General features: G+C 74.1%; 23 protein-coding genes. 7 read left to right on the top strand and 16 right to left on the bottom strand.

The window, feature by feature from the left end; all coding sequences use genetic code 11:
• The 3 genes from IH45_RS0136630 to IH45_RS0136640 form a co-directional block, all read left to right on the top strand.
• Positions 1–615: phosphotransferase (locus IH45_RS0136630; RefSeq protein ID WP_158813393.1), on the top strand; the 615-nt coding region annotated here is incomplete at its 5' end.
• Positions 612–2138, top strand: a complete 1527-nt coding sequence (locus tag IH45_RS0136635) for an amidase (protein WP_030679079.1) — start codon at positions 612–614, stop codon at positions 2136–2138. The genes IH45_RS0136630 and IH45_RS0136635, both read left to right, overlap by 4 nt.
• Positions 2139–2178: 40 nt before the next feature.
• Positions 2179–2406 carry a hypothetical protein gene (locus IH45_RS0136640; RefSeq protein ID WP_158813395.1) on the top strand — a complete coding sequence of 76 codons (228 nt, stop codon included), beginning with the start codon at positions 2179–2181 and terminating at the stop codon, positions 2404–2406.
• A 24-nt stretch (positions 2407–2430) separates the two neighbouring features.
• On the opposite strand, the gene IH45_RS1000000145640 is transcribed toward IH45_RS0136640, so the two are convergent.
• The 13 genes from IH45_RS1000000145640 to IH45_RS0136705 all read right to left on the bottom strand — a co-directional run bounded on the left by IH45_RS1000000145640 (position 2431) and on the right by IH45_RS0136705 (position 18169).
• Positions 2431–2961, bottom strand: a complete 531-nt coding sequence (locus IH45_RS1000000145640) for a pyridoxamine 5'-phosphate oxidase family protein (RefSeq protein ID WP_050515444.1) — start codon at positions 2959–2961, stop codon at positions 2431–2433.
• A gap of 2 nt (positions 2962–2963) precedes the next feature.
• Positions 2964–4457 carry a purine-cytosine permease family protein gene (locus IH45_RS0136650; protein ID WP_050515445.1) on the bottom strand — a complete coding sequence of 498 codons (1494 nt, stop codon included), beginning with the start codon at positions 4455–4457 and terminating at the stop codon, positions 2964–2966.
• A gap of 264 nt (positions 4458–4721) precedes the next feature.
• Positions 4722–5849 carry an ROK family protein gene (locus IH45_RS0136655; RefSeq protein ID WP_234440812.1) on the bottom strand — a complete coding sequence of 376 codons (1128 nt, stop codon included), beginning with the start codon at positions 5847–5849 and terminating at the stop codon, positions 4722–4724.
• A gap of 23 nt (positions 5850–5872) precedes the next feature.
• Positions 5873–6940, bottom strand: a complete 1068-nt coding sequence (locus IH45_RS0136660; protein WP_050515446.1) for an iron-containing redox enzyme family protein — start codon at positions 6938–6940, stop codon at positions 5873–5875.
• Positions 6941–7954 (bottom strand): 2,3-diaminopropionate biosynthesis protein SbnA, encoded by a 1014-nt coding sequence (sbnA, locus tag IH45_RS0136665; protein WP_030679093.1) that lies wholly within the window; start codon positions 7952–7954, stop codon positions 6941–6943.
• Positions 7951–9678 carry a GMC oxidoreductase gene (locus tag IH45_RS0136670; RefSeq protein WP_030679095.1) on the bottom strand — a complete coding sequence of 576 codons (1728 nt, stop codon included), beginning with the start codon at positions 9676–9678 and terminating at the stop codon, positions 7951–7953. Before IH45_RS0136670 ends, sbnA begins: the two co-directional genes overlap by 4 nt.
• The gene (locus IH45_RS0136675) at positions 9656–11176 is read right to left on the bottom strand and encodes a GMC family oxidoreductase (protein WP_030679097.1); all 1521 of its coding nucleotides are present in this window, start codon (positions 11174–11176) and stop codon (positions 9656–9658) included. The genes IH45_RS0136670 and IH45_RS0136675 overlap by 23 nt, the downstream gene beginning before the upstream one ends.
• Positions 11173–11496, bottom strand: coding sequence for a hypothetical protein (locus IH45_RS0136680; RefSeq protein ID WP_030679099.1), 324 nt, complete (start codon positions 11494–11496; stop codon positions 11173–11175). The genes IH45_RS0136675 and IH45_RS0136680 overlap by 4 nt, the downstream gene beginning before the upstream one ends.
• Positions 11493–12977 (bottom strand): aspartate aminotransferase family protein, encoded by a 1485-nt coding sequence (locus IH45_RS0136685; RefSeq protein ID WP_050515447.1) that lies wholly within the window; start codon positions 12975–12977, stop codon positions 11493–11495. The genes IH45_RS0136680 and IH45_RS0136685 overlap by 4 nt, the downstream gene beginning before the upstream one ends.
• Positions 12970–14394 carry an NAD(P)/FAD-dependent oxidoreductase gene (locus IH45_RS0136690; RefSeq protein WP_199810759.1) on the bottom strand — a complete coding sequence of 475 codons (1425 nt, stop codon included), beginning with the start codon at positions 14392–14394 and terminating at the stop codon, positions 12970–12972. The genes IH45_RS0136685 and IH45_RS0136690 overlap by 8 nt, the downstream gene beginning before the upstream one ends.
• Positions 14391–15401, bottom strand: coding sequence for a glycosyltransferase family 2 protein (locus IH45_RS0136695; protein ID WP_050515448.1), 1011 nt, complete (start codon positions 15399–15401; stop codon positions 14391–14393). Before IH45_RS0136695 ends, IH45_RS0136690 begins: the two co-directional genes overlap by 4 nt.
• 152 nt (positions 15402–15553) lie before the next feature.
• The gene (locus IH45_RS0136700; protein WP_030679109.1) at positions 15554–16789 is read right to left on the bottom strand and encodes a DegT/DnrJ/EryC1/StrS family aminotransferase; all 1236 of its coding nucleotides are present in this window, start codon (positions 16787–16789) and stop codon (positions 15554–15556) included.
• A 102-nt stretch (positions 16790–16891) separates the two neighbouring features.
• Positions 16892–18169 carry a GNAT family N-acetyltransferase gene (locus IH45_RS0136705; RefSeq protein ID WP_050515449.1) on the bottom strand — a complete coding sequence of 426 codons (1278 nt, stop codon included), beginning with the start codon at positions 18167–18169 and terminating at the stop codon, positions 16892–16894.
• A gap of 569 nt (positions 18170–18738) precedes the next feature.
• Between IH45_RS0136705 and IH45_RS0136710 the strand changes: the two genes are divergently transcribed.
• From IH45_RS0136710 to IH45_RS0136720, 3 genes are all read left to right on the top strand, one after another.
• A complete protein-coding gene (locus tag IH45_RS0136710; RefSeq protein ID WP_030679115.1) occupies positions 18739–19050 on the top strand; it encodes a hypothetical protein in 312 nt (103 codons plus the stop codon).
• A 202-nt stretch (positions 19051–19252) separates the two neighbouring features.
• Positions 19253–19870 (top strand): hypothetical protein, encoded by a 618-nt coding sequence (locus IH45_RS0136715; protein WP_050515450.1) that lies wholly within the window; start codon positions 19253–19255, stop codon positions 19868–19870.
• A 175-nt stretch (positions 19871–20045) separates the two neighbouring features.
• Positions 20046–21647, top strand: a complete 1602-nt coding sequence (locus IH45_RS0136720) for an ABC-F family ATP-binding cassette domain-containing protein (RefSeq protein ID WP_030679135.1) — start codon at positions 20046–20048, stop codon at positions 21645–21647.
• A gap of 83 nt (positions 21648–21730) precedes the next feature.
• Here the strand turns inward: IH45_RS0136720 and IH45_RS0136725 are convergent, their stop codons facing one another.
• Positions 21731–22495, bottom strand: coding sequence for a class I SAM-dependent methyltransferase (locus IH45_RS0136725; RefSeq protein WP_030679137.1), 765 nt, complete (start codon positions 22493–22495; stop codon positions 21731–21733).
• A gap of 83 nt (positions 22496–22578) precedes the next feature.
• Positions 22579–23232 carry a peroxiredoxin-like family protein gene (locus IH45_RS0136730; RefSeq protein ID WP_030679141.1) on the bottom strand — a complete coding sequence of 218 codons (654 nt, stop codon included), beginning with the start codon at positions 23230–23232 and terminating at the stop codon, positions 22579–22581.
• Between the two features lie 214 nt (positions 23233–23446).
• On the opposite strand from IH45_RS0136730, the gene IH45_RS0136735 reads away from it, so the two are divergent.
• On the top strand, positions 23447–24034 hold the full coding sequence (locus IH45_RS0136735) for a TetR/AcrR family transcriptional regulator (RefSeq protein WP_030679143.1): 588 nt from the start codon (positions 23447–23449) through the stop codon (positions 24032–24034).
• Between the two features lie 22 nt (positions 24035–24056).
• Here IH45_RS0136735 and IH45_RS0136740 read toward each other — a convergent pair whose 3' ends face one another.
• Positions 24057–25070 (bottom strand): LacI family DNA-binding transcriptional regulator, encoded by a 1014-nt coding sequence (locus tag IH45_RS0136740; protein ID WP_030679144.1) that lies wholly within the window; start codon positions 25068–25070, stop codon positions 24057–24059.
• Between the last annotated feature and the right edge of the window lie 156 nt (positions 25071–25226).

Consider the following 25226-nt stretch of genomic DNA (forward strand, 5'->3'; position numbering starts at 1 on the left):
GTGCCGGGGACCGGCGCGTCCGGCGCCGGGCTCGGCCGTGCGGACCGTACGGAGCTGTACCGGCAGGCGGGGGGGGTGCTGCGCCGTCTCCACGACGCGTGCGGCACGGCGCGCCCGGCGGGCGGCGCGGACCGCTGGGCCGCCGACCGGCGCGCCGCCGCCGAGGAACACGTGGCCGCGCTGTCGGCCGCGGGCGCGCTCGACGCGGCGCAGCGACGGCTCGTCCTCGATCACGCCGCGGTGCTCCACCTGCTCCCGCCGCTGCCTGCCGGCTTCCTCCACGGCGATGCCGGCGAGCACCACTTCCTGTGGGACGGGGCGGGGCGGCGCCTGGCGCTCGCCGGATTCGCGCAGGCACGGCTCGGGTGCGCGGTGGAAGACCTCGTACGGATGGCGTACGGCGCGTGCCTGCCCGACCGGGGCCTGCGTGCCGCCTTCCTGCGCGGTTACGGGCGGGAGCTGACGGACGCGGAGCGGTACGCGCTGCCGGCGCTCGCGGCGCTGGACGCCGCGGAGGCGTGGGCGCGCGGGCTCCGGACCGGCGACGAGGACGCCGTCGGGCGGGCCCGGGGGGTGGTCGGGGCGCTGCTGGACGGTGTTGAGTTGCGGGTATGAGTGGGGATGCGGATCTCACCGGAGCTGGTGCCGGCACAGGTGCCAATGCCGGTGCCGACGCCGGTGCCGATGTCGAAAATGTTGCCGTAGCCGACACCGCCGGCCTCTGCTACGCCGACGCCGCCGGCCTCGCCGCCCGTATCCGCCGCCGTGAGGTGTCCGCGCGCGAGGTCGTACGGGCGCACCTGGAGCGCATCGAGGGTGTCAACTCCCGGGTGAACGCCATCGTCACGCTCGACCCCGAGGGCGCGATGACGGCCGCGGCGGCGGCCGACGAGCGGCTGGCCCGGGGCGGGGAGGCGGGGCCGCTGCACGGGCTGCCCATCGCCTTCAAGGACACCCACCTCACCCGGGGCATGCGTACGACGCGCGGCTCGCCGCTGTACGCGGAGACCGTGCCGGACGAGGACGAACTGCTGGTCCAGCGGATCCAGGCCGCCGGGGCGATCCGTATCGGGAAGACGAACGTGCCGGAGTTCGCCGCCGGTTCGCATACGTTCAACCCCGTCTTCGGGGTGACACGGAACCCGTACGACCTGGGGCGCTCGGCGGGCGGCAGCAGTGGCGGGGCGGCGGCCGCCCTGGCCGCGGGCATGCAGCCGCTCGCCGACGGCTCCGACATGGGCGGCTCGCTGCGCAACCCCGCCTCCTTCTGCAACGTCGTCGGACTGCGCCCCACACCGGGCCGCGTGCCGGCGTACCCGGCGTGGAACCCGTGGGACACGCTGGCCGTGCCCGGCCCGATGGCCCGTACGGTCGCCGACGCCGCGCTGCTGCTGTCGGTCATGGCGGGGCCCGACCCCCGCTGCCCGGTCAGCCTGGAGACGGCGGGCGCCGCGTTCCGCGAGCTTCCGGCGCGTGATCCGGCCGGTCTGCGGGTGGCCTGGACGCCGGATCTCGGCGGGCGGGTGCCGGTCGACGCCGATGTACGGGCCGTACTGGCACCGCAGGTGGAGGTGTTCCGGCAGCTCGGGTGCCGGGTCGAGGAGGACTGCCCGGATCTGGACGATGCGGAGGAGGTCTTCCGTACGCTGCGGGCTCATCACTTCGCTATGGCGCTCGGCGGGGCGCTCGATGCTTCCCCCGAGGCCTTGAAGCCGAGTCTGGTGTGGAACATCGAGGAGGGGCGGCGGCTGACGGGGGCCGACCTCGCCCGCGCCACGGTGGGCCGCGCCCGGCTGCATCTGGGGGCCGTGGACTTCTTCGCGCGGTACGACGTGCTGTTGGCGCCGGTTTCGCAAGTGGCGCCGTTCGAGGCCGAGTTGGAGTACCCGACCGTCGTCGACGGGCAGCCGCAGCGTACGTACATCGACTGGATGCGCTCGGCCTACTTCGTGTCCGTGCTGGGCGCGCCCGCGCTGTCCGTACCGGCGGGCTTCACCCCGGACGGCCTCCCGGTGGGGCTCCAGATCATCGGGGCGCCGCGCGCGGATCTGGCCGTGCTCCAGGTCGGCGCCGCGTACGAGGCCGCCACGCGGTACGGCCGGCGGCGCCCGGTTCTGCCTGGCGAGATCGTTGCCTGACGTCACGGACGCCTTCTCCCGCCCCGTTAGCATCGCACTCATGAGCGACGGGGAGAGCGAAGAGCAGCTCGGCAGCCGGGCCGCCCGCATAGCGGTGTCCGTGGTGAGCGCTGCCCTGGTGGTGTTGCTGGCCATGCTGGTGGCGTGGTGGATGGAGTGGTGGACCCCCGGCTTCGCCTTCCTGTCCACGAAGCTCGCCGCCAAGGTGGCCGTGGGGGCGCCGATCGCGCTCGTGGCGCTGCTCGCCTGGCTGCGGAAGTCCCGCTGAGCGACGCCCCGCTCGGCCCCCGGCTCAGCCCGCCTTGTACGCCTTCGCCCACGCCGTGGTGAAGGGGAAGACGAGCCGGTGGGGCACCGCGGTGCCGTGGACCGGGTGGGGTTCCGGGGTGAGGGCCGAGTACGTGTGGATGGTCGCGCAGTAGAAGCGTTTGGGCGAGTCGCCCTGGAATTCGGCGGGTCTGCGGGCCTTGCGCGCGCGGACGGCGGGGTCCGGGTAACGGCGGGCGTAGAAGACGGCGAGGGCCGGTGGCAGGTCGGCCGGGGCGAGGGCGTGCGCGGTGCCCTCGCCGTAGAGGGCCTGGGCCTCGGCGTCGGAGACCTGGGAGTCGAAGACCAGGACCGAGACGGCGGGGTTGGCGGCGATGTTGCGGGAGTGCAGCGCGTCCGAGGCGGACCACCAGTAGAAGTGGTCCGCGTCGTCCCAGGCGTACGTGACGGGTGTGGTCCACGGGGTGCCGTCGGGGGTGGCGGTTCCGAGGGTGAGGTAGCGGTTGGTGTGCAGGAGGCGGGCCGCCTCGGTGCGTAAATCGGGGATGGTGGACATGGTCAGGAGCCTTCCTGGGGGAGGGCGGGGGCAGGGGCGGTTGCGGTGGTGTGCGGCACGGTGGCGGTACGGCGGCGGGCGATGAGCCAGTACGCGGCGGACGGGATCAGCAGGCCCACGGCCCAGGAGAGGTCTATTCCGCCGAGGGCGGTGGCCACCGGGCCGGTGTAGGCCGAGGTGTGCATGAAGGGGATTTCCAGCGCGAAGCTCGCGGCGTAGACGAGGACGGCGGGGCCGTTGACGCGGCCGTAGACGCCGCCGCCGGGCGCGAAGAAGGACGGTACGTCGTAGCGGCCGCGCCGGATCAGGTAGAAGTCGACGAGGTTGATGGCGGTCCACGGGATCAGCACGTACTGGAGGATCGCCAGGAAGTCGGTGTACGAGGCGAGGAAGGTGTCCTGGAAGGCCAGGGCGAGGGTCAGGCCGAGGGCGAGCGGGGCCGCGATCAGCGCCGTGCGGGTCGGGCGGCCGGGCAGCCAGCGGTGCCGGAAGGTCTGCGCGGCGGTCACCAGGCACAGCGAAGTCCCGTACAAATTCATCGAGTTGACGTGTACGACGATGACGGCGAAGGAGCACAGGACGACGGCCGAGAGGGTGCCGCCGAGCACGGTGTCCAGCCCGGCGATCGCGTCGTCCGCCACCGCGATGCCCATGACGATGCCGAGGAACATCGGCAGCACGCTGCCCAGGACGCTGCCCCAGTAGGTGAACCACAGGGTGGAGCGGCGGGACGCGGCGTGCGCGGGCATGTAGCGGGTGTAGTCCGAGACGTACGGGGCGTAGGTGATCTGGAGCAGGATGCCGATCGCGGTCATGCCGACGAAGCCGGAGACGGTGAAGCCCGTGGCGTGCACGGCGCGGTCGAGGACGCCGGGGGTCAGGAACACCCGTACGGCGCACAGTGCGAGCAGGGAGAGGGTCACGACCGTGGCCCAGCGGCCGACCCGGTGGATCAGGTCGTAACCGACGACCGCGACGACCAGGCCGGCCAGCGCGCACAGCACCAGCCAGCCGGAGATGTCCACGGCGGGCACCGACCGGTGCAGCGCCTGCCCGGCGATGACCAGGTTGGACGCGAACCAGCCCGCGTACATGAAGACGACCACGAGCGTGACCAGCAGTGAGCCGTGGCTGCCGAACTGGCCGCGGCTCTGGATCATCTGGGGGACGCCGAGGCGGGGGCCCTGCGCCGCGTGCAGGGCCATCAGGAAGCCGCCGAGCAGGTTGCCGAGGGTCACCGCGGCGATGCCCGGCCACAGGCCGAGGCCGAAGACGAGCGGCGCGATGGTGCCGGAGACGATGGTCAGCGGGCTGATGTTGGCGGCGAACCAGACGGCGAACAGGTCGCGCGGGCGGCCGTGGCGTTCGTCCTCCGGTACGGCGTCGATGGTGCGGCCCTCGATGAGGCGGCGGTCCGGTCCGTCCGCCGCGTCGGCGCCGGCGGGGCGGGGGGCCTCGGCACCGGAGGAGCCGGTGCCGGAGTCGGGATGGTCCATGGTCGGGGCCCCTTTCGAGGACGGAGAACCCGGCTGGGGAAAGCGAACCCGATCAACGGCCTCCCGGGCCGGTCCGCCGCGCCCACTGCTGTGTACATGCCCGTTTCCCCCGCGCCCGCCGCGCCGCGGGCAGACCCGGTCAGCGGGGCCCGGACGGCCGGTCAGGGCCGGGTCGGCAGCGGGCGCGAGGGTGCGGCTGGGGCGGGCCGTGCCCGCGTACGGGCGCGGCCCTGACCGTTCCCGCCCGGTACCCGTCAGCTGCGCTCATGTCCGTACGCCGTCGTGGCCACGGGCCTCGATGAGGTCCCAGGCCAGCAGCCCGGCCCCGATCCGGCCCGCCCGTTCGCCCAGCCGGGCGAAGACGAGGTCGGGCAGGACCTGGAAGGCGGCCCGCCGTTCGAGGCCGCGCCGCAGCGGTGCGCGCAGCTGCTCGCCCGCCTGGCTGAGGCCGCCGCCCAGGACGAGGACGGCCGGGTCGAAGAGGGTGACGGCCGTCAGCAGCGTCTGCGCCATCGCGTCGGCCGCCTCCTCCCACACCCGTACGGCCGCGGGGTCGCCCGCCGCCGCGCGCTTCGCCACCTCCTCGGCGCCGGAGACCGGGGGCCGCGAGCCGCGCCGCTCGTTGTAGCGGCGGGCCACGGCGACGCCGCCCGCGATGGTGTCCAGGCAGCCGCGCTGGCCGCACGGGCACGGGTCGCCGTCCGGCTGGGCGACGACGTGGCCGATCTCCGCCGAGGACCAGTGGCTGCCCGGGAACGGCTTCCCGTCCAGCAGCAGCGCGCCGCCCACCCCCGTACCGACGGGCACGAAGAGGACGACCCGGTGCCCGCGCCCGGCGCCCAGCCGCGCTTCGGCGAGGCCGCCGGACCGTACGTCGTGCCCGAGCGCGACCGGCAGGCCCAGCTGCTCGGACACCAGCCGCCGCAGCGGGAGATCGCGCCACTGGATGGAGGCCGAGAACACCACGCTGCCCGCCTCCTCGTCGACCAGCCCGCAGGAGGCGATGCCCACCGCGCGCACGTCCTCGTCCGCGGCGCGGGCCTTGTCCAGGGTCTCGGCGGCGTGGTCGAGGACGGTGCGCAGGACGGCGTCGGGCCCGTCGCCCGAGCGGGTGGGGCAGCGGCTCTCGGACCGGACCGTGCCGTCGGGGGCGACCAGCGCGGACTTCAGGACGGTGCCGCCGATGTCCAGCCCGAGCGTGACGCCGGGACCGTCGGGCGGCGGCCCGGCGGCCGAGGCCGGGACGGCGGTGCCGGCCGCCCGCCCGTGCCCCGGCGCGGTGAGCTCCGGGCCGGTCGCCGAGCTGGTCGCCGAGTCGGTCGCCGAGTCGGTCAGGGTCAGTACGGCGTCGGCGGCGCCCGCCTGCCGGGTGCTGCGGTCCGGGTCCGTCATGGTTCCTCCGATCGCGGCCGGCCTCAGTGGCCCTGGGCCTGTGGCGCGGGTACACCCCGCGGGCCCATGGTCTCCAAGTGACGCAGGATGCGGTCGTACTGCCGCACGCCCGTGTCGACCGCGAGATGGGCCCCGTTCAGCGCGGCCCGTACCTCCCGGGGCGTGAGCCGGGGCCGCTGGGCGCGCAGGCCGTCGCACAGTTCCTGGCTGTGCCGCGGGTCGATGCGGGTGTGGGCGGTGTAGTACACGCGCCTGTCGTCGTCGTGGATGCCCACCCGCGTCATGCCCTCCAGGAGGAGGGTGAAGTGCGGTTCCACCCAGCTTTCGAAGACGAGGAAGCAACCGTACGCGGCCTGCACGCGGGCGGGGCGCAGCAGCAGCGCGGCGAAGAGGTTGGAGGTGGGCTTGGCGAACCAGGGGTGGTCGCGGCGGTAGGAGGCCAGTGCTTCCCAGCCGGCGGCCGAGCCGAGCTGGCGGCGCAGCCAGTACGTGTGGAAGTTCTCCAGCCGGCCGCGCCCGCACTCGTCCCACAGGTTGGACGCGGCGACCGCCTTCTGGTGGCCCTGGAGGCCGACGACGAGCAGGGCGACCTCGTCGTCCACGACCTCGTTCCGGATCAGTTCGCAGCGCAGGAAGTACTCGATCTGCTCGCGGGTGGCGTCGGTGGCCAGGAAGCGGAAGAGGGGGTGGGAGGCGCCGGGGTTGTCGGCGGCGAGCGCTTCCAGGTGGTCGGCGGCGGCTTCCTGGCCGCGGACGGCCGGTACGGGCGCGGGGGAGCAGCCGTACGTCAGGAACTCGTGCTCCAGGCGGGTGCGGGCCGCGTACAGCGCGATCTCCAGGTCGTCGTCGGGGGCGTGCGCGGCCGGGCCGTCGCGGTAGCCGAGGGAATGGGCGTAGAGGGTGGCGAGGTGGTCGTGGAGGAAGCGGCCGTGCGCCTCGGGGTCGGCGCGCAGCCGGGCGAGCTGGGCGGCCCGCGCGGGTGGGGGAGCGGCCACGAAGCGGATCAGCTTCGGGTCCAGGGATTCGAAGGGGTGGACGGGCGGCCAGTACAGGTCCTGGAGACCCGGGCCGGCCGGGGAGGACGGGGGCATTCAGCGAACCTCCTCTGGGGCGGTGGCGGGCGCGGCGCCGGGGTTACGGGAGCGGGTGGGCCGTCCGGCCGCCGCAGCGCCGAAGTGCCGGGTGACCCAGGCGTCGTCGTACACGGTGTCCAGGTAGCGCTCTCCGAGGTCGGCGGAGAGCGCCACCACGCGGGCGCCCGGCGGGATGCCGGACCGCAGCCGCAGGACGGCGCTGAGCACGGAGCCGGTGGAGCCGCCGACGGCCAGGCCGTGGCTGCGGGCGAGCCGGCGGCACATGAGCACGGCGTCCCGCTCGGGCACGGACACCACCCGGTGCACGTCGCGCGGGCGGCAGATCTCCGGCACCCGGCTGGTGCCCAGGCCCGGGATGCGGCGCGGGCCGGGCGGGCCGCCGAAGGTCACCGAGCCCTCGGCGTCCACCGCGACGACCGTCGTACGGGGCGAGTGGCGGCGGAAGTGCGCGGCGCAGCCCATGACGGTGCCGGTGGTGCCCGCGCCGACGAAGAGGTAGTCCACGGCGCGGATCTCGCGCAGCACGGCGGCCGCGGTCCGCGCCGCGTGCACGGCCGGGTTGGCCGGGTTGGCGTACTGGTTGAGCCAGGTCAGCGACGGGTCGAGGTCCAGGGCGCTGCGGATCAGCGCGATCCGGCTGCCCAGGTAGCCGCCGTTGCCGTCGCGGGTGTCGACGGTGCAGACGTGGGCGCCGAACGCGCGCATCAGGGCGACGCTCTGCCGCGGTACGTGCGGGTCGGTGACGCAGGTGAAGGTGTAGCCCTTGGCCGCGCAGACCGCGCTCAGGGCGATGCCCAGGTTGCCGGACGACGACTCGATCAGCGAGCCGCCGGGGCGCAGCACGCCGCGCCGCTCGGCGTCCTCGACCAGGCCGGTGGCGGTCTTGAGCTTGACCGACCCGGCCGGGTTGAGGCCCTCCAGCTTCAGGAACAGCTCGGCGTGCGGCAGGAGTCCGTCCAGGCGCAGGAAGAGGTCGTCGGTGACCAGGTCGTAGGCGTGATCGACGATCATGGTCCCGCGGTCCTCCCGTCTCTCCGGGGGCCGCCCGTGGGGCACGGACCCGCGGTGCCGCCGTCCCGGTGGCCGCTCGTCCCGGTCCCGTACGGCACCTCCATCTCCTCCGCCGCGTCCGCGGTACCCGCCACCATGGGGGCGATCCGCAGCGCGTTCGCGGCGATCGTCAGGGCCGGGTTGACCGCCGCCGAGGACGGGAACCAGGAACTGTCCGCGACCCACAGGTTGTCCAGCTCGTGCGCCTTGCAGTCCGGGCCGACGACGCTGGTCGCCGGGTCCTCCCCGGCCACCGCGGTGCCGCACTGGTGCGAGTTGACGGCGATGCCCATCCGCCGGGTGAAGACCAGGGGGAAGCCCGCCCGGCGCATCATCGCCGTGGCGCGGCGCACCAGTTCGCGGTGCGGTGGCAGGTTCACCGGCCGCCAGTGCACCTCGACCCGCTCCCTGGGGCCGACCGTGACGCGGTTGTCCGGCGCCGGCAGGTCCTCGCTGGTGAGGTAGAGGTCCATGCTGCGCCGGGTGGCGGCGGCGAGCAGCGGGCGCGGGGCCCTGGGCCACAGGCCGCCTGCCGAAGGGGCCCGCAGCTTGCCCAGGGCCTGCACGTTTCCGAGCGGGCCGTGGGTGCCGTTGCCCAGGTACCAGTCGTTGACGCCCAGCGTCTTCTGGAACACGACCTCGTCGGCGCGGCGCGGGTCGACGGCCATCAGGAAGGTCGAGTTGTGCACCATGTAGTTGCGCCCGGCCTGACCGGAGCCGTTGGCCAGGCCGGATTCCCGTACGGGGCCGGTACGCAGCGCGCCGGGCTCCGAACGCAGCAGCAGAGCAGCCGTGTTGACCGCGCCGCAGGCGAGCACGAACCGCTCGGCATGGATCCGCAGCTCCCCGCCCTCGTACCGGGCCAGCGCCGCGGTCACCCGCCGCCCGGACGGCCCGGTCACCAGCCGTGTGACGGTGGCCCGGGTGAGCAGCGAGACGTTGCCCGCGGCCAGCGCGGGCCGCAGCGCGCACACGTCGGCGTCGCTCTTGGCCTCCACCAGGCACGGGAAGCCGTCGCAGGTGGCGCAGCGCAGACACGCGCCGTCCGGCCGCAGATCGACGCCGGTGGGCAGTGCGAACGGCTTCAGGCCCTGGGCGCGCAGCGACTCCGCGAGCGAGGCGACCGGGGGTTCGTGCGCCACGGCGGGCCACGGGTACTCGCCCGAGCGCCAGGGGTCGGTCGGGTCGGCCCCGCGCGCGCCGTGCACCCGGTAGAGGCGTTCGGCGCGCGCGTAGTGCGGTTCCAGCACGCCGTACGGGAACGGCCAGCCGCGCGAGACGCCGTCCGCGTGCTCCAGCGGGCCGAAGTCGGCCTCACGGAAGCGCGGCAGGGTGGCGCCGAAGACCTTGGTGTTGCCGCCGACGTAGTAGTGCACGCCGGGGTCGAAATAGCGGCCGGCACCGGCGTCGTACCAGGGTTCGGCGTTGCGGTAGCGCCCGGCGGTGAAGACCGCGGGCGCGGACCAGTTCTGCCACTCCCGGGGGAGGAAGTCGCCGCGCTCGACGACCAGGACCCGCGCGCCGGTGCCGCGCAGGGCGTACGCCAGGGTCGCGCCGCCCATGCCGGAGCCGATGACGGCGATGTCGCACTCCACGACGGGGCCGGTGGGGCGGACGAGGCCGCGCGGGCGGCCTTCGGCGCGGTGCCGCGCGCCGTCGGGATCAGGATGGGGTGTCGCTGTCACAGTGCCTCCTCGTGGGGACCTGAGGGGGTGAGGAGAGATAGCGGGCGGCGATCTCGTGCGCGAAGGCCATGACCGTGCCCTGCGGGCTGATCCCGGCCGGCCCCGGGAGCACCGAGGCGTCGCACAGCCGGAGGTTGCTGAAACCGTACGGGCGGCCGTGCTGGTCGCACACCCCGCCATGTGCGGACCACCCCATCGGGCAGGACGCCATGGCGTGGACGCACACCAGGTCCCAGCCGCGCGGGTCCGCACGGACCGCGAACTCCCGCGCCGCGCCCACCGAACGCAGCACGCCGGGGCTCGGCGGGTACAGCTCCACGGCGCCCGCCCGGAACAGCAGCCGCGCCGCCCGGCCGAGCGCGAAGCGCAGCAGACCGCGGTCGTACGGGGCCATCCGGTGCCGCAACAGGCGTCCGCCGCCGGGCAGGTGACGGACGGCGATCCGCCCGCTCATCCGTACCTGCACGGTGTACACCGCGACCCGCGGCAGGTCCGCCAGCAGCGTGTTGACCACAGAGGGCCCGTGCCCGGCGAGCGCCGCCGCGAGCGATCCGGCGGTGAGGTTGGCGGGCATGACGTGGATGCCCAGGTCCTCGAACTCCCGCAGTTGGGCCGTGAAGATCGTGCCGCGTCCGGCATTCACCGGGTCGGGGAAGCGGGCCACCAGTCGGAAGTTGACGTGGAAGCCCATGGCGCGCCCCGCGGTGCGGGCGTGGATGCCGCTGCGCTGGAGGAGGAGGGCGCTGCCGACGGCCCCGGCGGCGAGGAAAACCGTACGCGGCCTGTAATCGACGCGGGTGCGGCCGTCCGGTCCGCCGAGGGTCACGACGCGCTGAACGGTGCCGCCGTCGTGCCGCAGCAGCACGGCCCGCGTCCCGGGCTCGATCACCGCCCCGTACCGCTCCGCCTCCGGCAGGTAGCTGACCAGCATGCTGCGCTTGGCGCCGCCGGGGCAGCCGGTCGGGCAGCGGTTCAGGTGGCGGCAGCCGGGGGCGGCCCGCCGGGCGGCGGACCACCGCCAGCCCAGGGCGTCGGCCGCCTCGGCGAGCAGCCGCGAATCCGCGTTGCCGTCGCCGTGCGGCTGCTCTCCGACGCCGAGCCGCTCGGACACCGCGCTCAGGTGCCCGGCCAGTTGCTCGGCCCGGTAGCCGGTGGTGCCCATCACCCGCGCCCAGCGGTCCAGCAGCGCGTCGGGCGGCGCCCACAGCAGCCCGCCGTTGACGACTGTGCTGCCGCCCACGCAGCGGCCCTCGCCGTACGGGATGACAGGGCTGCCGAGGATGGGGGTCAGCCCGGCGTCGCGGTAGAGGCGGCGCAGGTTCATGGCCGGTGCGGACGCGGCCAACTCCGCGGTGGTCGTCCGGGGGCCTTCCTCCAGGACGACGGTGGGGTGGCCCGCGCGCGCCAGTTCCAGCGCGGCGACTGCGCCGCCGGCGCCGGAGCCGATGACCAGGGCGTCGCAGGAGACGGTGCGGGTGGGGACGTGGCGGCGGGTCATAAGTCCGGCTCACCGTCCAGCCCGCCGTACAGCGCCAGGGAGTCGGTGACGGCCAGGAGCCGGGCGAAGCCGGGGAGCCGTACGCACCTTGAGGCGGGTACGGTGCGCCCCGCCACCCCGACTGCTCGCAAGGCGACTTCGGCACCGACGCGATACACCACCGGCAGTCGCCTCAGCGACCCGCTGACATGCGCGGCAGCGCGCGCACTGACGAGTGGTTCGGCGAGCGCCGGATAGCGGGCCGCCCAGAGGGCCGGCAGTCCGCTCGCCCGCAGAGCCCGCGCCATCCGCCCGCCGTCCACCAGGTGTCCGCCGCTCACCGCGCCACCACCTGTTCTCTGGCGTCCTTGCCCCGTACGGGCACATGCTGCGCCAGTACGTCCTTGGCGAAGCGCGCCAGCAGCCGCCCGGCCCCCTGCTCAAGCACCGAATCCAGCGCCTGGAGGAACACCTCGACCTCCGTCTCCTCCGCCACCAGCGGCGGCGAGGCGATCAGCGGCAGGCCGTGGTTGGAGCCGTAGTAGGCCAGCACGCCGAAGTCCCGGTAGAGGGAGGCGATCACGGCCGCGGTGACGAGCTTGCGGCGGGCGCGCGGGTCCCGTGCGAAGGTCGAGGGCACCAGGCGCAGCAGCCGGTCCAGGCCGGGGTTGCCGTCGTTGAGGAACAGGCCGTGCAGCGCGCCCCGGCCGAAGGTGCCGCTCACCAGGGAGCGGTGGCGGGCGGCGAGGTCGGCGAGGCCACCGCCCAGCCGCTCGCCGATCCGCACGGCGCGCGCCGGATAGTCGTCCTCGACGGCGATGGAGACGGCCTCCAGCGCGGTCGCGGTCTCCTCGCCGAAGCCGTAGTACGTGGTGCTGTGCAGCGTGGCGTCGGCGTGGTTGTCGTACGCGGCGCGGAAGACCGGCTCGCGCGCGGTGTAGCCGGAGACCGAGGCCTTGCCGCCGCCGAAGGACTTCGAGGTGGTCAGCACGTCGGGGAGCAGGCCGGGGTGGCGCATGAAGTGGAACAGCGTGCCCGTCCGCCCCCAGCCCGTGTACACCTCGTCGAAGATCAGGACGATGTCCCGTTCCGTGCACAGCCTGCGGACCTCGCGCAGGAAGCGTTCCGAGCACTCGCGCACGCTGGACGCGCTGAACGGCTCCAGCACCACCGCGTACACGTCGCTGTCGCCGCTGCCCGTCCGGTGCCGTTCCAGGGCGAGCGCGAAGGACTCCAGGTCGTCGTAGGCGAAGTGGTCGGTGCCGGGCAGACGGGGGTAGGGGAAGTCCACCTCGGGGGAGGCGGTGAGGCTGCCCGCGCCGAGCAGCTTGCCGTGGAAGGAGATGTCGCTGTGCAGCACCGTGCCGCGGTGCCCGCGGTGGTATTTGTACGCCAGCTTCACGGCGCCTTCGACGGCTTCCGCGCCGGAGTTGGGGAAGTAGCTGACGTTCAGGTCGCCGGGCAGCAGCCGGGCCAGGTTGTGGCTGAGCGCCGCCACGTACGGCGACAGGAAGTTCTTGTGGACCTCCATGGCGCGCCGCTCGCCGAAGCGGCGGCGGGCGGCCAGGATCCGGGGGTGGTTGTGCCCGTGGTTGAGCACGCCGATCCCGCCGGTGAAGTCCAGGATGCGACGCCCGTCCCGCAGCGTGATCCAGCAGCCCTCCGCGTGGTCGACCAGGTCCTGGCCGAATCCGAAGGCGCCGAGGAGCGAGACCTGGGCGCGGCTGACGTAGTGCCGGTAGAGGTCGTGCACCTGGTGGGCGGGCATGCGTTCGCAGTCCTCCGTCGTGAACAGGGGCGGTAACGCCCGGGGGTCAGTCATGGTCCGCTCCGATCCGTAGGGCGGCGTCGTGGGGCGGTGCGGTGCGGTCCGTACGGCGCGCCGCCGTACGGACGCGGTCGGCGATCAGCCGGCCGGCGCGCTGCCCGCCCCGCAGCGCGTAGTTGGTGCCCCGGTCCTCCGGGAACACCTGGGCCATGGAGGCGAGGTAGAGGCCCGGCAGGGCGCTTTCCACGCCGGGCACGGCCCGCGAGTAGTGCCGGGTGATGACGGGCTGCGCGTGGCCGGCGCGCCACACGTGGTGGGCGCGCACCCAGTCCGCGCGGAACGCCGGGAACATCCGGCGCAGGTGCGGGAGGCTGTGGCGGAAGACCTCCGCGTCGCTCATCCGGTAGAGCGGGGCGTCCGCCGGCAGGTAGGTGGACAGGTAGACCAGGTGCCGCCCGCCGTAGTGCTCCGGCGCGTCGAGGTTGGTGTGCTCGATGACGCCGACGTACGGGAAGTGCGGGTCGGTGACGTTGAGCCAGTACGTGTCCGACAGCGGCCGGTCGTTCTCCAGCACCAGGCACAGGTTGGCGAGATACGGGATGGTCCCGAGGCGGCGGCGCAGCGCCGGGACGGCAGGGTGACCGGACTCGGCGAGGAGCCCGGCGGCCGGGCCGGGCGCGCAGGTCAGCAGCGCCCGGGGCGCGTCGATGACCTCGTCGCCGCACCGGACACCGGTCACGCCCTCCGGCCCGGTCAGCACCTCCGACACCGGGCTGCCGGTCCGTATCCGTACGCCCAGACCGGCCAGCCGGGGCAGCCAGGCGTCCAGCAGGGCGCCGCAGCCGCCAACCAGGTAGTACAGGACCTCGCGGCCCGACCGGCTGCGGCTGCCGCCCCTCAGGTGGAGCTTCGTCCACATCCAGGTGGCGCCGACCTCGGGCGCGTACGGCCCGAACTTGCCTTCCAGCAGCGGCCGCCACACCCGGTCGTACACCCGCCGACCGCCCAGCGAGACCAGCCACTCCTCGGCGGTCAGCGCCTCCAGCTCGCGCCAGTGCCGGACGCGTCCGGCACGGAGCACCGAGCGGCCCAGGCGCAGCCGGTCGGCGGGCGGCAGCGGCGCGAAGCGCAGTACGTCGAGCGGGGAGGACAGCCGGTGGATGCCGCCCGCGTAGTAGAAGCCGGTACGGCCGTGGTGGCGCCGCACCAGGTCGGGGCGGCCCAGGTCGGCGCACAGCCGGAAGATGTCCGTGTCGGAGGCGAACCAGTGGTGGTAGAAGCGCTCCAGCTGCCGGTCGCCGACGGTGAACGTGCCCGCCAGGCCGCCCACCCGGTCGTCCGCCTCCAGAACCAGGCAGCGCAGCCCGGCCCGGCCGAGTTCGTGCGCGGCGGCCAGCCCGGTGAACCCGGCGCCGACGACGATCACGTCCCACGGCCCGCGCACGTCCTGCCCGCCGTCCCCGGCGGTCACAGGGTGCTCCCGGCGGCCCACGCCTTCGAGTGCTCGGCCGCCTCCACCGGCACCAGCTCCACCGGCGTCGGTACCCCGGCCGCCCACCGCTGGCGGACCACGTACGGCGGCCGGCCGCGCACCTCGCGGTGGACCAGCAGCAGGTACTCGCCCAGCAGCCCGAGCAGCACCGCCTCGGCGCCGAAGGTCCACGCGGCCAGCGGCAGCGGGCGGCGCAGCACGGCCGAGGCCGTGGCCGTACCGCCGAGCCAGGCCAGGCCGACGACGGCGGGCACCCTGGCCGGAGCCGACGAGCAGGCGAGCAGCCCACGCCGGGACAGACCGGCCATCTTGCGCAGGGTGTACTTCGTCCGGCCGGCCAGCCGCGGCAGCCGCCCGTACTCCAGACTCGTCTCGGGAAAGCCCGCCCAGCACACCGAGCCGCGCAGGTACAGCTCGGTCTCCGGCAGCAGCGACAGCGTGCGGACGACCTCGCGGTCCAGCAGGCGGAAGTCCCCGGTGTCCAGGTTCACCGGGTGGTCGGCGACGGCGGCCAGCAGCCGGTAGAAGACATGTGCGGTGCCGGTCTTGAAGCGGCTCTCCCCCTCCCGCCCGGTGCGCCGCGCGGAGACCACCGGCCAGCCCGCGCGCCAGCGCTCGACCATGTCGGCGATGAGGCCCGGCGGGTCCTGGAGGTCCGCGTCGATGGTCACCACCGCGTCCCCGGCCGCTTCGCGCAGGCCCGCCAGAACGGCCGGCTGGTGGCCGAAGTTGCGGGTCAGCCGCACCAGCCGGACCCGCGCGTCATCGGCGGCGAGTGCGGTGAGCCGGTCCCAGGTGGCGTCCCCGCTGCCGTCGTCGACGTACACCACCTCGTACTCGCACTCCGGCAGGCCGCGCAGGACGGCGCTGAGCCGGCGGTGCGTCTCCCCGATGACGGCCGCCTCGTCGAAGCACGGCACCACGACGCTGACCAGGGGCCTGGTGGCTCTGCCGGGCAGCTGCGCGGTTGTTCGGGACGCGGGCATGACGGTCCTTCCTTCGGGCGGGGGCGGCGGTCCGGGGGGAGGGGAGAGCGGTCGTACGGGAGGGGAGGCCGGGCGTACGGGGCCGGGCGTACGGAGCCGGGCGTGCGGGGCGGTGTACGGGGCCGGTCGTACGGGGCGGCCTGCGGGGCCGGTCAGCCGAGCACTTCGTCGACCGTCTCGCGGAACCGTTCGGCGACCTCGGCGATCTCCTCCGTACCGCTGAAGACGTTCACCCCGAAGTCGGCGCCCAGATACGTGTCGGTCGTCCCGACGGTCAGCGCCAGCGACCGGCCGAGCACGTCGTCGGTACGGGGCAGCGCGCCCGCCCGCCAGCCGTCCCGCCGCCAGCTCTCGGCGGGCGGGCGGAAGGGGCAGGAGGAGCCGTCCGGGGCGGCCAGCGAGGGCAGTTCGGGCAGGCCGCCGTAGTAGTGCTTGGGCGAGTGCAGCAGCGTCTTGGTGCCGAGCCGTTTGGCGACGGCGTCGGCGTCGGCCCGCTCGTCGAAGACGTGGACGAGCACGGTCGCGCAGTCCCCGTCCGCGTCGTGCAGGAACCGGCGCACCATGCCGTCCCGCTCGGGAATCTGCTCCAGCAGCTCGTCCCGCAGCCCCCGGGTACGGGCCAGCACGGCGTCCAGACGGCCGAGCTGGGCGCGCGCCACGGCCGCCGTCAGCTCCGTCATCCGCAGGTTCAGGCCCCACAGCCGGTCGCCGGGGCCCTCCTCGCGCCGGTACGGGAACCAGCCGTGGTCGTGGAAGCCGTACGCCCGCTGGAAGACCCGCTCGTCGGAGGTGAGCAGGAAACCGCCGTCCCCACCGGTGATGACCTTGAACATGTTGAGCGAGAAGGCGCCCGCGTGCCCGAACGTGCCGAGCGGCCGCCCCCGGTAGGTACCGCCGCACGCCTGCGCCGCGTCCTCCAGGATCAGCAGCCCGTGCTCGCCGGCGATCCGCCGCAGGGCGGCCATGTCGCAGGCCGCGCCGAGCATGTGGACCGGCATCAGCGCCTTGGTGCGCCGGGTGATGCGCTGCCGTACGTCGGCGGGGTCGAGGGTGAGGGAGGCGTCGACCTCGGCGAGCACCGGGGTGGCGCCGCTGTAGACGACGGCGGCCAGGCACGCCCCATACATGTAGCCGGGCACGATGACCTCGTCGCCGGGGCCGATGCCGAGCGCGGCGAGGGCGGTCAGCAGCGCGGAGGTGCCGCTGTTGACGGACAGGCAGTACGGGCTGCCCAGCCGGTGCGCCGCGGCCTGCTCGAACAGCCGGGTCTGGGTGAGGTCGCCCAGCGGGTAGGAGTGCGCGGCGGTCGTCCGCGACCAGGTTTCCAGGACCTGTTCGACATTGTCGCGCTCCTCGTCACCGAAGAAGGCGTAGCCGGGTCCGGGCATGGGTGCTCCTAGGGAAGGGTGGATTACGGGGGCAGGCTGGTGCCTTCGCTGTTCACCGGAATCGGCCGACGGCGCGCGGCCCGGGGGGACCGGCGCCCGGCCTCAGAACGCCATCGGACAGAACGGCGCCGGGTCGTGGCGGAAGGCGGCGGAGGCGGCGCGTAGCGCGCCCGGCCTCAGCTCGGCGACCCGGCCCGCGCGTGCCAGCTGGACCAGCGAGCCGCCGCCGAGCAGCACCGCGCCGACTTCACGGGCGGTGAGGGCCAGGTCGGCCGCCGCCGTTGTCCGCACACACTCGGCGATTCCGTCGGCGTCCGCGGTGAGCTGCCAACGCCCGGCGTTCCATGGGCACATGGCGTCGCTCACCTCCAGCACCACATCGACCGGCGCACTGTAGGTGCGGGAGGTCAGGGCCCGGTCCAGGTCGACGGCGCGGGCGTAGAGCTGGTCGCGCAGGGTGGGCGCGGCGCTGCGCGGATCGTCGAGCAGCGCCAGCAGCGGGTCGTCGACGGGGCGGGTCTGCGCCCTGACGGTCCCGGCCAGATCGGTGTCCAGCAGCGCGCGCCACACGGCGGCGTACGCGGCCGGGTCGCGCGCGAAGAGTTCTCGTACGGTCAGTTCGTAGCGCGGCCGGGACCGCTGCCAGGCGGGCCGCAGCCGGTACAGCGCGTACCCGCGGGGCTCGCCGCCGGGGCCCGACGCGACGAGGCACAGCAGCCGCCCCGCGCCGTGCCGGGCCGAGGGTTCGTCCTCGACGGCGCGGCGCTGCCAGGCGTCGTCCCGCCGCAGCATGCCGGGGCGTCCGGGCACGCAGGCGTCGTAGACGGCGGCGACGGCGGCCCGTCCGTCCTCGGGCGTGAGGACATCGAGCACCAGGCCGCCATCGTCCGGCTCATCGGTGAACGCCCGCGCCTCGGGCGGTACGGACAGCTCGACGGCCTGGGATGCCAGGCCGAACCCGAAGCGTCCGTAGATCCCCGGCTCGGTCGAGTGCAGCACCGCGACCGGCTCGCCCCGCTCCTCGTGCAGCGCGGTCAGCGCCCGCCGCAGCAGCTCGCGCATCAGGCCGCGGCGCCGGTGGGGCGGCGCCACCGCGACGTATCCGATGCCGGCCACCGGGACCGGGCCGCCGGGCAGCGTCATCGCCAGTGCGTATCCGGCGAAGGTGGCGCACGGGCGGCCGCCGTAACACGCGACCAGCGAACGTTTGGGTTCGAATAATGCACCGACCACGGCGCTGTGCGCAGGTGAGTGCGGATGGCCGCCGTAGGCCAGGTCGATCACCGCGCCGAATTCCGCCCATTGTGCGGCGGCCCGGAATTCATACCGCGCGGCCGGTCCGTTACCGGTGCCCGCCGGCACGCCGTTCCCGGCGGGCACCGGCGTCCTGGCCCGCGAAATGGTCCGCGGATGCTCCGTCGTACCGTCCCCCGCACCGGTCCTCGATTCCTTCGGCGCTGCCACAACCCTCTCCAAAGCCCGTCATCGGCCCTCGTGCCGGGGAAGCGGCGCGGCGAGCGCGGCACGGGACGTCGTCGGCGTTCGACACAGAGGCCGTATCGGCTGCTCCGGTGCGGCATATGCGCCGCGGTACCGGAGAGATCCATGTCGCGAGGCCCGGATCGCGAATTCCTCATGCGTCGATGGTGCCGGGGCCGCCAGAAAAGGCTGGGTCCAAGGTTTGTAAGCCCGCCGGAGCCTGTCAACCCTCCCGAGAAAGAATCATGAAGCCCGCCCGCGGCCGGTCGGCGACCCACGGCTAGGGCCCTACGGCCCCCAGGTCAACCCCCCGATCCGGCCACCGGGCCACCATCCGGACGCACTCCCCACATCTGGCCAACTCTGTCGAACGGCCTTGCTAATGCCTGACTTTCGGGCACAAACTGCCAGGGCCGCCGATCAGTGGATCGCCGGTCCGCATTCCTACGAGGACGCGACAGGAGCAAGCAATGCAGAACGGCAAGTTCCTTTCCGGCAGGACCGCCCCCGGCGAAGGCTGGCAGGATTATCCCGACCGCAATGGCAACGGCGTATACATCGACGTCGACACGAGCGAGGGCGGTTTCACCGACACCCCCGCGTATATCGCGGCCCTCACCGGCGACGACCGCATGTGGATGACCACCGGCGGAAACACGGTCTACAACGCCACCCCCACCGGCTTCCGTGTCTACGTCCGCCGCGTCGACCGCCAGCACATCGACCCCGCATATGCCGCCAAAAACGGCTGGCACATCGCCTGGATCGCGGCCGAGGTCTGACCTGCGGACCCGAGCTGCCGGCCTCCGTGGAAAATTCCGCGGAGGCCGACGTCGCGTTCCGGCGGGTGGCAGCGGGGGAGGCCGGACGAGCCCGGCACGACCGGATATCCACGGGGCCGTGCCGCTGTGGGAAACTTGCCGGGACACGAGCGACGCGGGGGTGCCGGTGAGTAAGCGGCAGGTTCGAAAGATGCTCAGGCGGATGGCGAGCGGGCAGGCCGTCGACGTCACCAGCGCCATGGCGTCCATAGGGAGGCTCGCCCGACTCGGCGCTATCGCGCAGGAGTTCGGGTACGACTACGCCAGTGTGCGGCAAGGCGGCGGGCCGCAGGGCCGCGGGCTGATCATGACGATGGTGCCCGACCTCGACCCGCGGGCCCAGGAGCGGGCCGCGCTGAACAGCGCTCGGTACCCCGGGGCGGCGGACGGGGGTGCGCTGCCGCCTCTCCCGCCCGGCGCGGTCGCACTCGTCAAGGCCCGTATCGCCTTCGACCTCGCCTCCCGGCTCACCGAGAAGCAGATGCTGGCGGTCGCCGTCATCGGCTTCACGGCAGTGGCCGGGGCCGCCGCGTACAGATTCAGCGCGCACGCCACGGTCCTCGTCATCGTTGCCATCGTCTGGGCCCTGCTGATGGCGTCCCTGCCCGTCGGGATCGTCGTCAACCGGCGCTACAAGGCCAAACAGGTCGTCGTCCTGGAGGCGGCCGGGTTCAGGCCGGTGACCGATGCCAACGGCCGGACCCGGTACCTGGCGCCGGGAAGGCGGCTTCCCGGCCACGGCGGCCCCTCCGGCGGACGGGCTCACCTGCCCACGGCGTAACCGGGCCCCGGGCGACATTGCCGCGCTTCCGAAAAGGGGCTCGGCGGGAAAACCGTGTGCATCGCCGCGGCCCGCCGTTTACCCTCGGCCCCATGTCGACCCCCCGGATTTCCTAGCTCGGACACCCGCTTCCACGCCACCCGTGTGTCCTTGAGCTGTTCCGGAGTGTTTACCCATGATTACCGTTCGTGGTGCCGACGTGCGCGTCGGCGCCCGGCTTCTGCTGTCCCGTGTTTCCTTCCATGTCGCCCCCGGTGACCGAATCGGCCTGGTGGGCCGCAACGGGGCGGGAAAGACGACGCTGCTCGACACCCTGGCGGGGCGGCTGCGGCCCGCTGCCGGGGACATCGTCCGTACGGGGAGCGTCGGCCATCTGCCGCAGGACTCCCGTGCGGCCGATCCGGCCGTCACCGTCAGCGGCCGGATTCTTTCCGCACGCGGTCTGGACCGGGCCGTACACGATCTGCGGCGTGCCTCGGACGCGCTGGCCGAGGCCGTCGGAGCTGCCGCGCAGGAGAAGGCGATGGCCGCTTACGCGCGGGCCGAGGACGCTTTCCAGGCGCGCGGCGGGTATGCGGCCGAGGCCGAGGCGGCGCGGGTCGCGGCCGGGGTGGGGCTGACCGAGCGGGTGCTCCACCAGCCCGTGGGCGGGCTGTCGGGCGGGCAGCGGCGGCGGGTGGAGCTGGCCCGCATCCTGTTCGCCGGGCACGACACGCTGTTGCTGGACGAGCCGACCAACCACCTCGACGCCGACTCGGTCGCCTGGCTGCGCGGCTTCCTGGCCGCCCACCGGGGCGGGTTGATGATGATCAGCCACGACACCGGGTTGCTCGCCGACACCGTCAATCGGCTGTTTCACGTGGAACCGGCGCGCGCCGCGCTCGACATCCACAACACCGGCTGGCACACCTACCTCGCCCAGCGCGCGGCGGACGACCGGCGCCGGGCGCGGGAGCGCGCCAACGCGGAGCGGAAGGCGGCGGCGCTGCACACCCAGGCCGACAAGATGCGCGCCAACGTCGCGACGGCCGTCTCCGCGAAGAACATGGCCCGCCGCGCCGACCGCATGCTCGCGGAGCTGGAGCCGGCCCGGCGCACCGAGAAGACCGCGCGCATCCGGCTGCCCGAGCCCGCGCCGTGCGGCCGGGTGCCGCTGGGCGCGGTCGGCCTGGCCAAGGCGTACGGGGAGCACCAGGTGCTCGACGGCGTCGACCTGGCCGTGGACCGGGGGAGCCGGCTGGTCGTGCTCGGCCTCAACGGGGCCGGCAAGACCACGCTGCTGCGGCTGCTGGCCGGGCGGGAGACGCCGGACGCGGGCCGGGTCGTCGCCGGACACGGCCTGCGGCTGGGCTACTTCGCGCAGGAGCACGACACGCTCGACCCGTCCCGTACGGTCCGCGAGAACCTGGCCGCCGCCGCGCCGCACCTGACCGACGGCGAGGCCCGGCACGTCCTCGGCGCGTTCCTCTTCTCCGGGGACGACGCGGACAAGCCGGTACGGGTGCTGTCCGGCGGCGAGAGAACCCGCCTGGCACTGGCCGGTCTGGTGCACTCGCGTGCCAACGTCCTGCTCCTGGACGAGCCGACCAACCACCTCGACCCGGCCTCCCGGGACGAGGTGCTGGCCGCCGTCGGCTCCTACCCCGGCGCGATCGTGCTGGTCAGCCACGACCCCGGTGCCGTCGAAGCCCTCCGCCCCGACCGGGTGCTGGTGCTGCCGGACGGCACGGAGGATCTGTGGGGGCGGGAGTACGGGGAGTTGGTGGAGTTGGCGTAAGGGCGTACGGGCGTAAGGGCCTACGGGCGTACGAGGCATGGGGGACCGCCACCGCCCGCCCCCCCCTGGCGGGTGCGTCTCCCTCAGACCGGCTTGCGGGCCTCGATGAGGAAGCGGGTGGAGTGGGCCACGAACGGCCCCTCCGCCCGGATCTTCGCGTCCAGTTCGCGCAGCCGGTCGCGGTGGCCGTCCACCGTGAAGCCCGGCACCATCCAGATCACCTTGCGCAGGAAGTAGATCACCGCGCCGATGTCGAAGAACTCCATGCGCAGGGATTCGGCGCGCACGTCGGCGACCTCCAGGCCCGCGGCCGCGGCGTCCCGGCTCTCGTCGTCGGGGTGGCGCTTGCGCCGTACCTCCTCGGGCTGCTGACCGAGGAAGTACTCGACCAGCTCGAAGACGCTGGCCGGGCCGACGTGCTGGGCGACGTACGTGCCGCCGGGGCGCAGCACGCGGGCGATCTCCGACCACCACACGGTGGCCGGATGGCGGCTGGTGACGAGGTCGAAGGCACCGTCGGCGAACGGCAGCGGCGGCTCGTCCGGGTCGGCGACGACGACCGCGCCGAGCGGGTGCAGCAGCGCGGTCGCCTTCGCGACGTTCGGCGGCCAGGACTCGGTGGCCGCCATGACCGGCGGCAACGGCCCGGCGCCCGCCAGGACTTCGCCACCGCCGGTCTGGATGTCCAGTGCGGCGGCGGCACCCGCAAGCCGTGCGCCCAGGGAGCGCTGGTACCCCCACGAGGGGCGCTGCTCGGTGGCCCGGCCGTCCAGCCAGGAGAAGTCCCAGCCGGCGACGGATACGGACTCCGCCTCGGCCACCAGGTCGTCGAAGGAACGTGTGGTCATGCGGGGATCGTCTCAGGAGAGGCGGAGGGTTTCCATCTGTTTAGGCTGCTTTGTCGTAGTCGTTGACGTGCGTGGGGGCGGAGTCAGGAGGCCGTGAGGGTGTCCAGGGCCGCCAGGATGTCCGCCGGTTCGGCGCGCTTGACGTAGTCGGCGTCGGCGAAGGTCCAGCGGACCGTCCCCGTACGGTCGATGACGAACGTGGCGGGCAGCGGCAGGGTGCGCGGATGCCCGCCGTTCACGCGCTGCATCTCGAAGCCGAAGGAGTCGTACACGGCGGCCAGGTCCTCGGGGAGGTCGAAGGCGATGCCGTACCGCTCGGCGACCTCGGAGCCCACGTCGCTGAGCACGTCGAACGCCAGCTCGTGCTTCTGGGCGAGGCTCAGGGACTCGTCGGGTATCTGCGGCGAGACGGCCACCAGCCGGGCGCCGCGCGCGGTGAGGGCGGCGTGGTGCTCCTGGAGGGCGCGCAGCGCGAGGTTGCAGTACGGGCACCACGCGCCGCGGTAGAAGGTGAGCACGACCGGCCCCTCGGTCAGGAGGGCGCTCAGGGTGACCTTCCGGCCGTCCGCCGCGGGCAGCGTGAAGTCGGGGGCCGGCGTGCCGGGGCCGGGCGCCGCGGCGGCCTGCCCGGACTCGGCCAGTTCGCGTCCGGCCCGCTCCATGACCGCACGCGAGGCGGCCGGGATCTGCGGATAGCGGGACGTGAAGAAGGCGTGCAACTCGGCTTCGAGGCTCATGGGTTGGACCACCTGTCCTGAGGGGCGTGCAGGACGCCCGCAACGCGGCATGGGAACTTGGAACGGTCGTTACAAGTTAAAGGGGCGGCTTTCTCTTGCCAAGGGCTGCGCAGGGATATCTTGGAACGGCTGATACAAGAAGCGGGTCCGTGTGCGTGGTGCACAGGCGCGGACGCGCACATGAACATGAACGGGAAGGCGGCGGGCTCCGGGCATGCCGGACATCAAGCACTTCGACCCGGACGCGGCCCTGGAGGCCGTGGTCCGGCTGTTCTGGGAGCGGGGCGTCGCCGCGACCGGCATCCAGGAGGTGGTGGACCGCACCGGCATCAGCCGGTCCAGCCTCTACGCCACCTTCGGCGGCAAGCAGGACCTCTACCTCGCCGCCCTGCGCCGGTACGTCGAACAGTGGTCGCGGCCCGCGTTCGCGCAGCTGGCGGCGGACCCGCGCGGCCTGCCCGCGGTCACCGGGTTCTTCGCCGAGCTGATCCGGCTGCGCTGCCGCGGCCCGTACGCCCGCTGGGGCTGCATGATCGCCAACGCGCACACCGGACCGTCCAGCACCGAGCCCGCCGTACGCCAACTGCTCGACGCACACCACGAGTCGCTGGTCGGCGCGATGCGTTCGGTACTCCGCACCGCCGCCGCGCGCGGCCAGCTCGTCCCGGGCGCGGAGCCGGACGCCGCCGCCGAGCTGCTGGCCCTGCTCGCGTACGGGGTGAACCTGCGCTCCCGTACGGGGGCCGACCCCGCCACGCTGGAAGCGACGGTGACGGCGGCGCTGACCCCGTACGCGAAGTAACGGACGGCGCCGGGCCGGTCCGTCAGGACAGCCGGCCCCCTGTCCGGGTGGACGCCCGTACCCGCAACTCCCACTCATGGTGGCGGACGGTCTCCGGCGCCGTCCGCCCGGCCAGGATGTCGCAGAGCAGGGCGGCGCAGGCGCGCCCGTACGCGTCCGGGCGCAGGTCGATCGCCGTCACGGGCGGCGCGCTGCCGCGCAGGGCCGCGCCGTCCACGCAGGAGGCGACGAGCAGGTCCCGCCCGGCCGTGCGGCCGGTCTCGGAGGCGGCCCGCAGCACGCCGACGGCCGCCCCGTCGGGCGCGCACAGCACCGCGTCCACGGCCGGGTCGTCCGCCAGCAGATCCACGGTGGCGCGTGCCGCCTCGTCCGCGGTGGCGGCGAACGGCACGGTCCGTACGGCGACGCCGCACCCGTGCGTACGGCCCCAGGCCCCCGCTGTCTCGCGCAGCGCGGTGGCCCATGCGGAGGTGCCGGCGGGCGCGAGCAGGGCCGGGCGCCGGGCCCCGGCCGCGCGTACATGGTCCAGCAGCGCGGTCAGCGAGGCGGCGTTGTCGCAGACCACGGCCCCGGCCGGGGCGGGCGCCGGGCCGAGGTAGCGCTCGCCGGTGACCACCGGCACGCCCGCGTCGAGCAGGCCGGGCACCGCCTCGTCGGTGGCCTCGGGGTCGATCACCAGCAAGCCGTCCACGCGCGAGGCGAGCCGCCCCGCGGCCCCGCCGTCGGGGGCCAGCAGCACCACGTCCAGGCCGTCCTCCTGGGCGCGGGTCACCGCACCGAAGGCGAGCGTCATGTAGTAGTCCAGCCGGGTCGCGGTGCGCGGCAGGTGCAGGCCGAGCGCGCCGGTGCTGGCCCGGCGGAGGCGGCGGGCGGCGCTGTTGGGCCGGTAGCCGAGCCGGTCGGCGGCGTCGCGGACCCGGCGGCGGGTCTCCTCCGCCACCCGGCCGGACCCCTGGAGCGCGTCGGAGACGGTGCTCTTGGAGACCCCGGCGGCCCGTGCGACGTCGAGCAGGGTCACGGTGCGGCGGCTGGTCACGGGGCGCAAGTCTAGAGGGCTGTTCTCCGCCCCCTTGCCGGAACGTTCCGGCGGCCGTACATTGACGCCTGCCGGAACGTTCCGGCAGGCGTCAATGCACGGGCGCGCGCCACCCCCGCCCTCCCGCCCCCCAGGAGCCCCGCCATGCGTGTGATC

This window comes from Streptomyces rimosus subsp. rimosus (genome assembly GCF_000720725.1).
In the GTDB taxonomy this organism is placed as follows: Bacteria; Actinomycetota; Actinomycetes; order Streptomycetales; family Streptomycetaceae; genus Streptomyces; species Streptomyces rimosus_A.

Bases quoted from the DNA above. Each gene is read 5' to 3' on its own strand.
- IH45_RS0136635 (WP_030679079.1), top strand. From the start codon at position 612: ATGAGTGGGGATGCGGATCTCACCGGAGCTGGTGCCGGCACAGGTGCC.
- IH45_RS0136640 (WP_158813395.1), top strand. From the start codon at position 2,179: ATGAGCGACGGGGAGAGCGAAGAGCAGCTCGGCAGCCGGGCCGCCCGC.
- IH45_RS1000000145640 (WP_050515444.1), bottom strand. From the start codon at position 2,961: ATGTCCACCATCCCCGATTTACGCACCGAGGCGGCCCGCCTCCTGCAC.
- IH45_RS0136650 (WP_050515445.1), bottom strand. From the start codon at position 4,457: ATGGACCATCCCGACTCCGGCACCGGCTCCTCCGGTGCCGAGGCCCCC.
- IH45_RS0136655 (WP_234440812.1), bottom strand. From the start codon at position 5,849: ATGACGGACCCGGACCGCAGCACCCGGCAGGCGGGCGCCGCCGACGCC.
- IH45_RS0136660 (WP_050515446.1), bottom strand. From the start codon at position 6,940: ATGCCCCCGTCCTCCCCGGCCGGCCCGGGTCTCCAGGACCTGTACTGG.
- sbnA (WP_030679093.1), bottom strand. From the start codon at position 7,954: ATGATCGTCGATCACGCCTACGACCTGGTCACCGACGACCTCTTCCTG.
- IH45_RS0136675 (WP_030679097.1), bottom strand. From the start codon at position 11,176: ATGACCCGCCGCCACGTCCCCACCCGCACCGTCTCCTGCGACGCCCTG.
- IH45_RS0136685 (WP_050515447.1), bottom strand. From the start codon at position 12,977: ATGACTGACCCCCGGGCGTTACCGCCCCTGTTCACGACGGAGGACTGC.
- IH45_RS0136695 (WP_050515448.1), bottom strand. From the start codon at position 15,401: ATGCCCGCGTCCCGAACAACCGCGCAGCTGCCCGGCAGAGCCACCAGG.
- IH45_RS0136700 (WP_030679109.1), bottom strand. From the start codon at position 16,789: ATGCCCGGACCCGGCTACGCCTTCTTCGGTGACGAGGAGCGCGACAAT.
- IH45_RS0136710 (WP_030679115.1), top strand. From the start codon at position 18,739: ATGCAGAACGGCAAGTTCCTTTCCGGCAGGACCGCCCCCGGCGAAGGC.
- IH45_RS0136715 (WP_050515450.1), top strand. From the start codon at position 19,253: ATGGCGAGCGGGCAGGCCGTCGACGTCACCAGCGCCATGGCGTCCATA.
- IH45_RS0136720 (WP_030679135.1), top strand. From the start codon at position 20,046: ATGATTACCGTTCGTGGTGCCGACGTGCGCGTCGGCGCCCGGCTTCTG.
- IH45_RS0136725 (WP_030679137.1), bottom strand. From the start codon at position 22,495: ATGACCACACGTTCCTTCGACGACCTGGTGGCCGAGGCGGAGTCCGTA.
- IH45_RS0136730 (WP_030679141.1), bottom strand. From the start codon at position 23,232: ATGAGCCTCGAAGCCGAGTTGCACGCCTTCTTCACGTCCCGCTATCCG.
- IH45_RS0136735 (WP_030679143.1), top strand. From the start codon at position 23,447: ATGCCGGACATCAAGCACTTCGACCCGGACGCGGCCCTGGAGGCCGTG.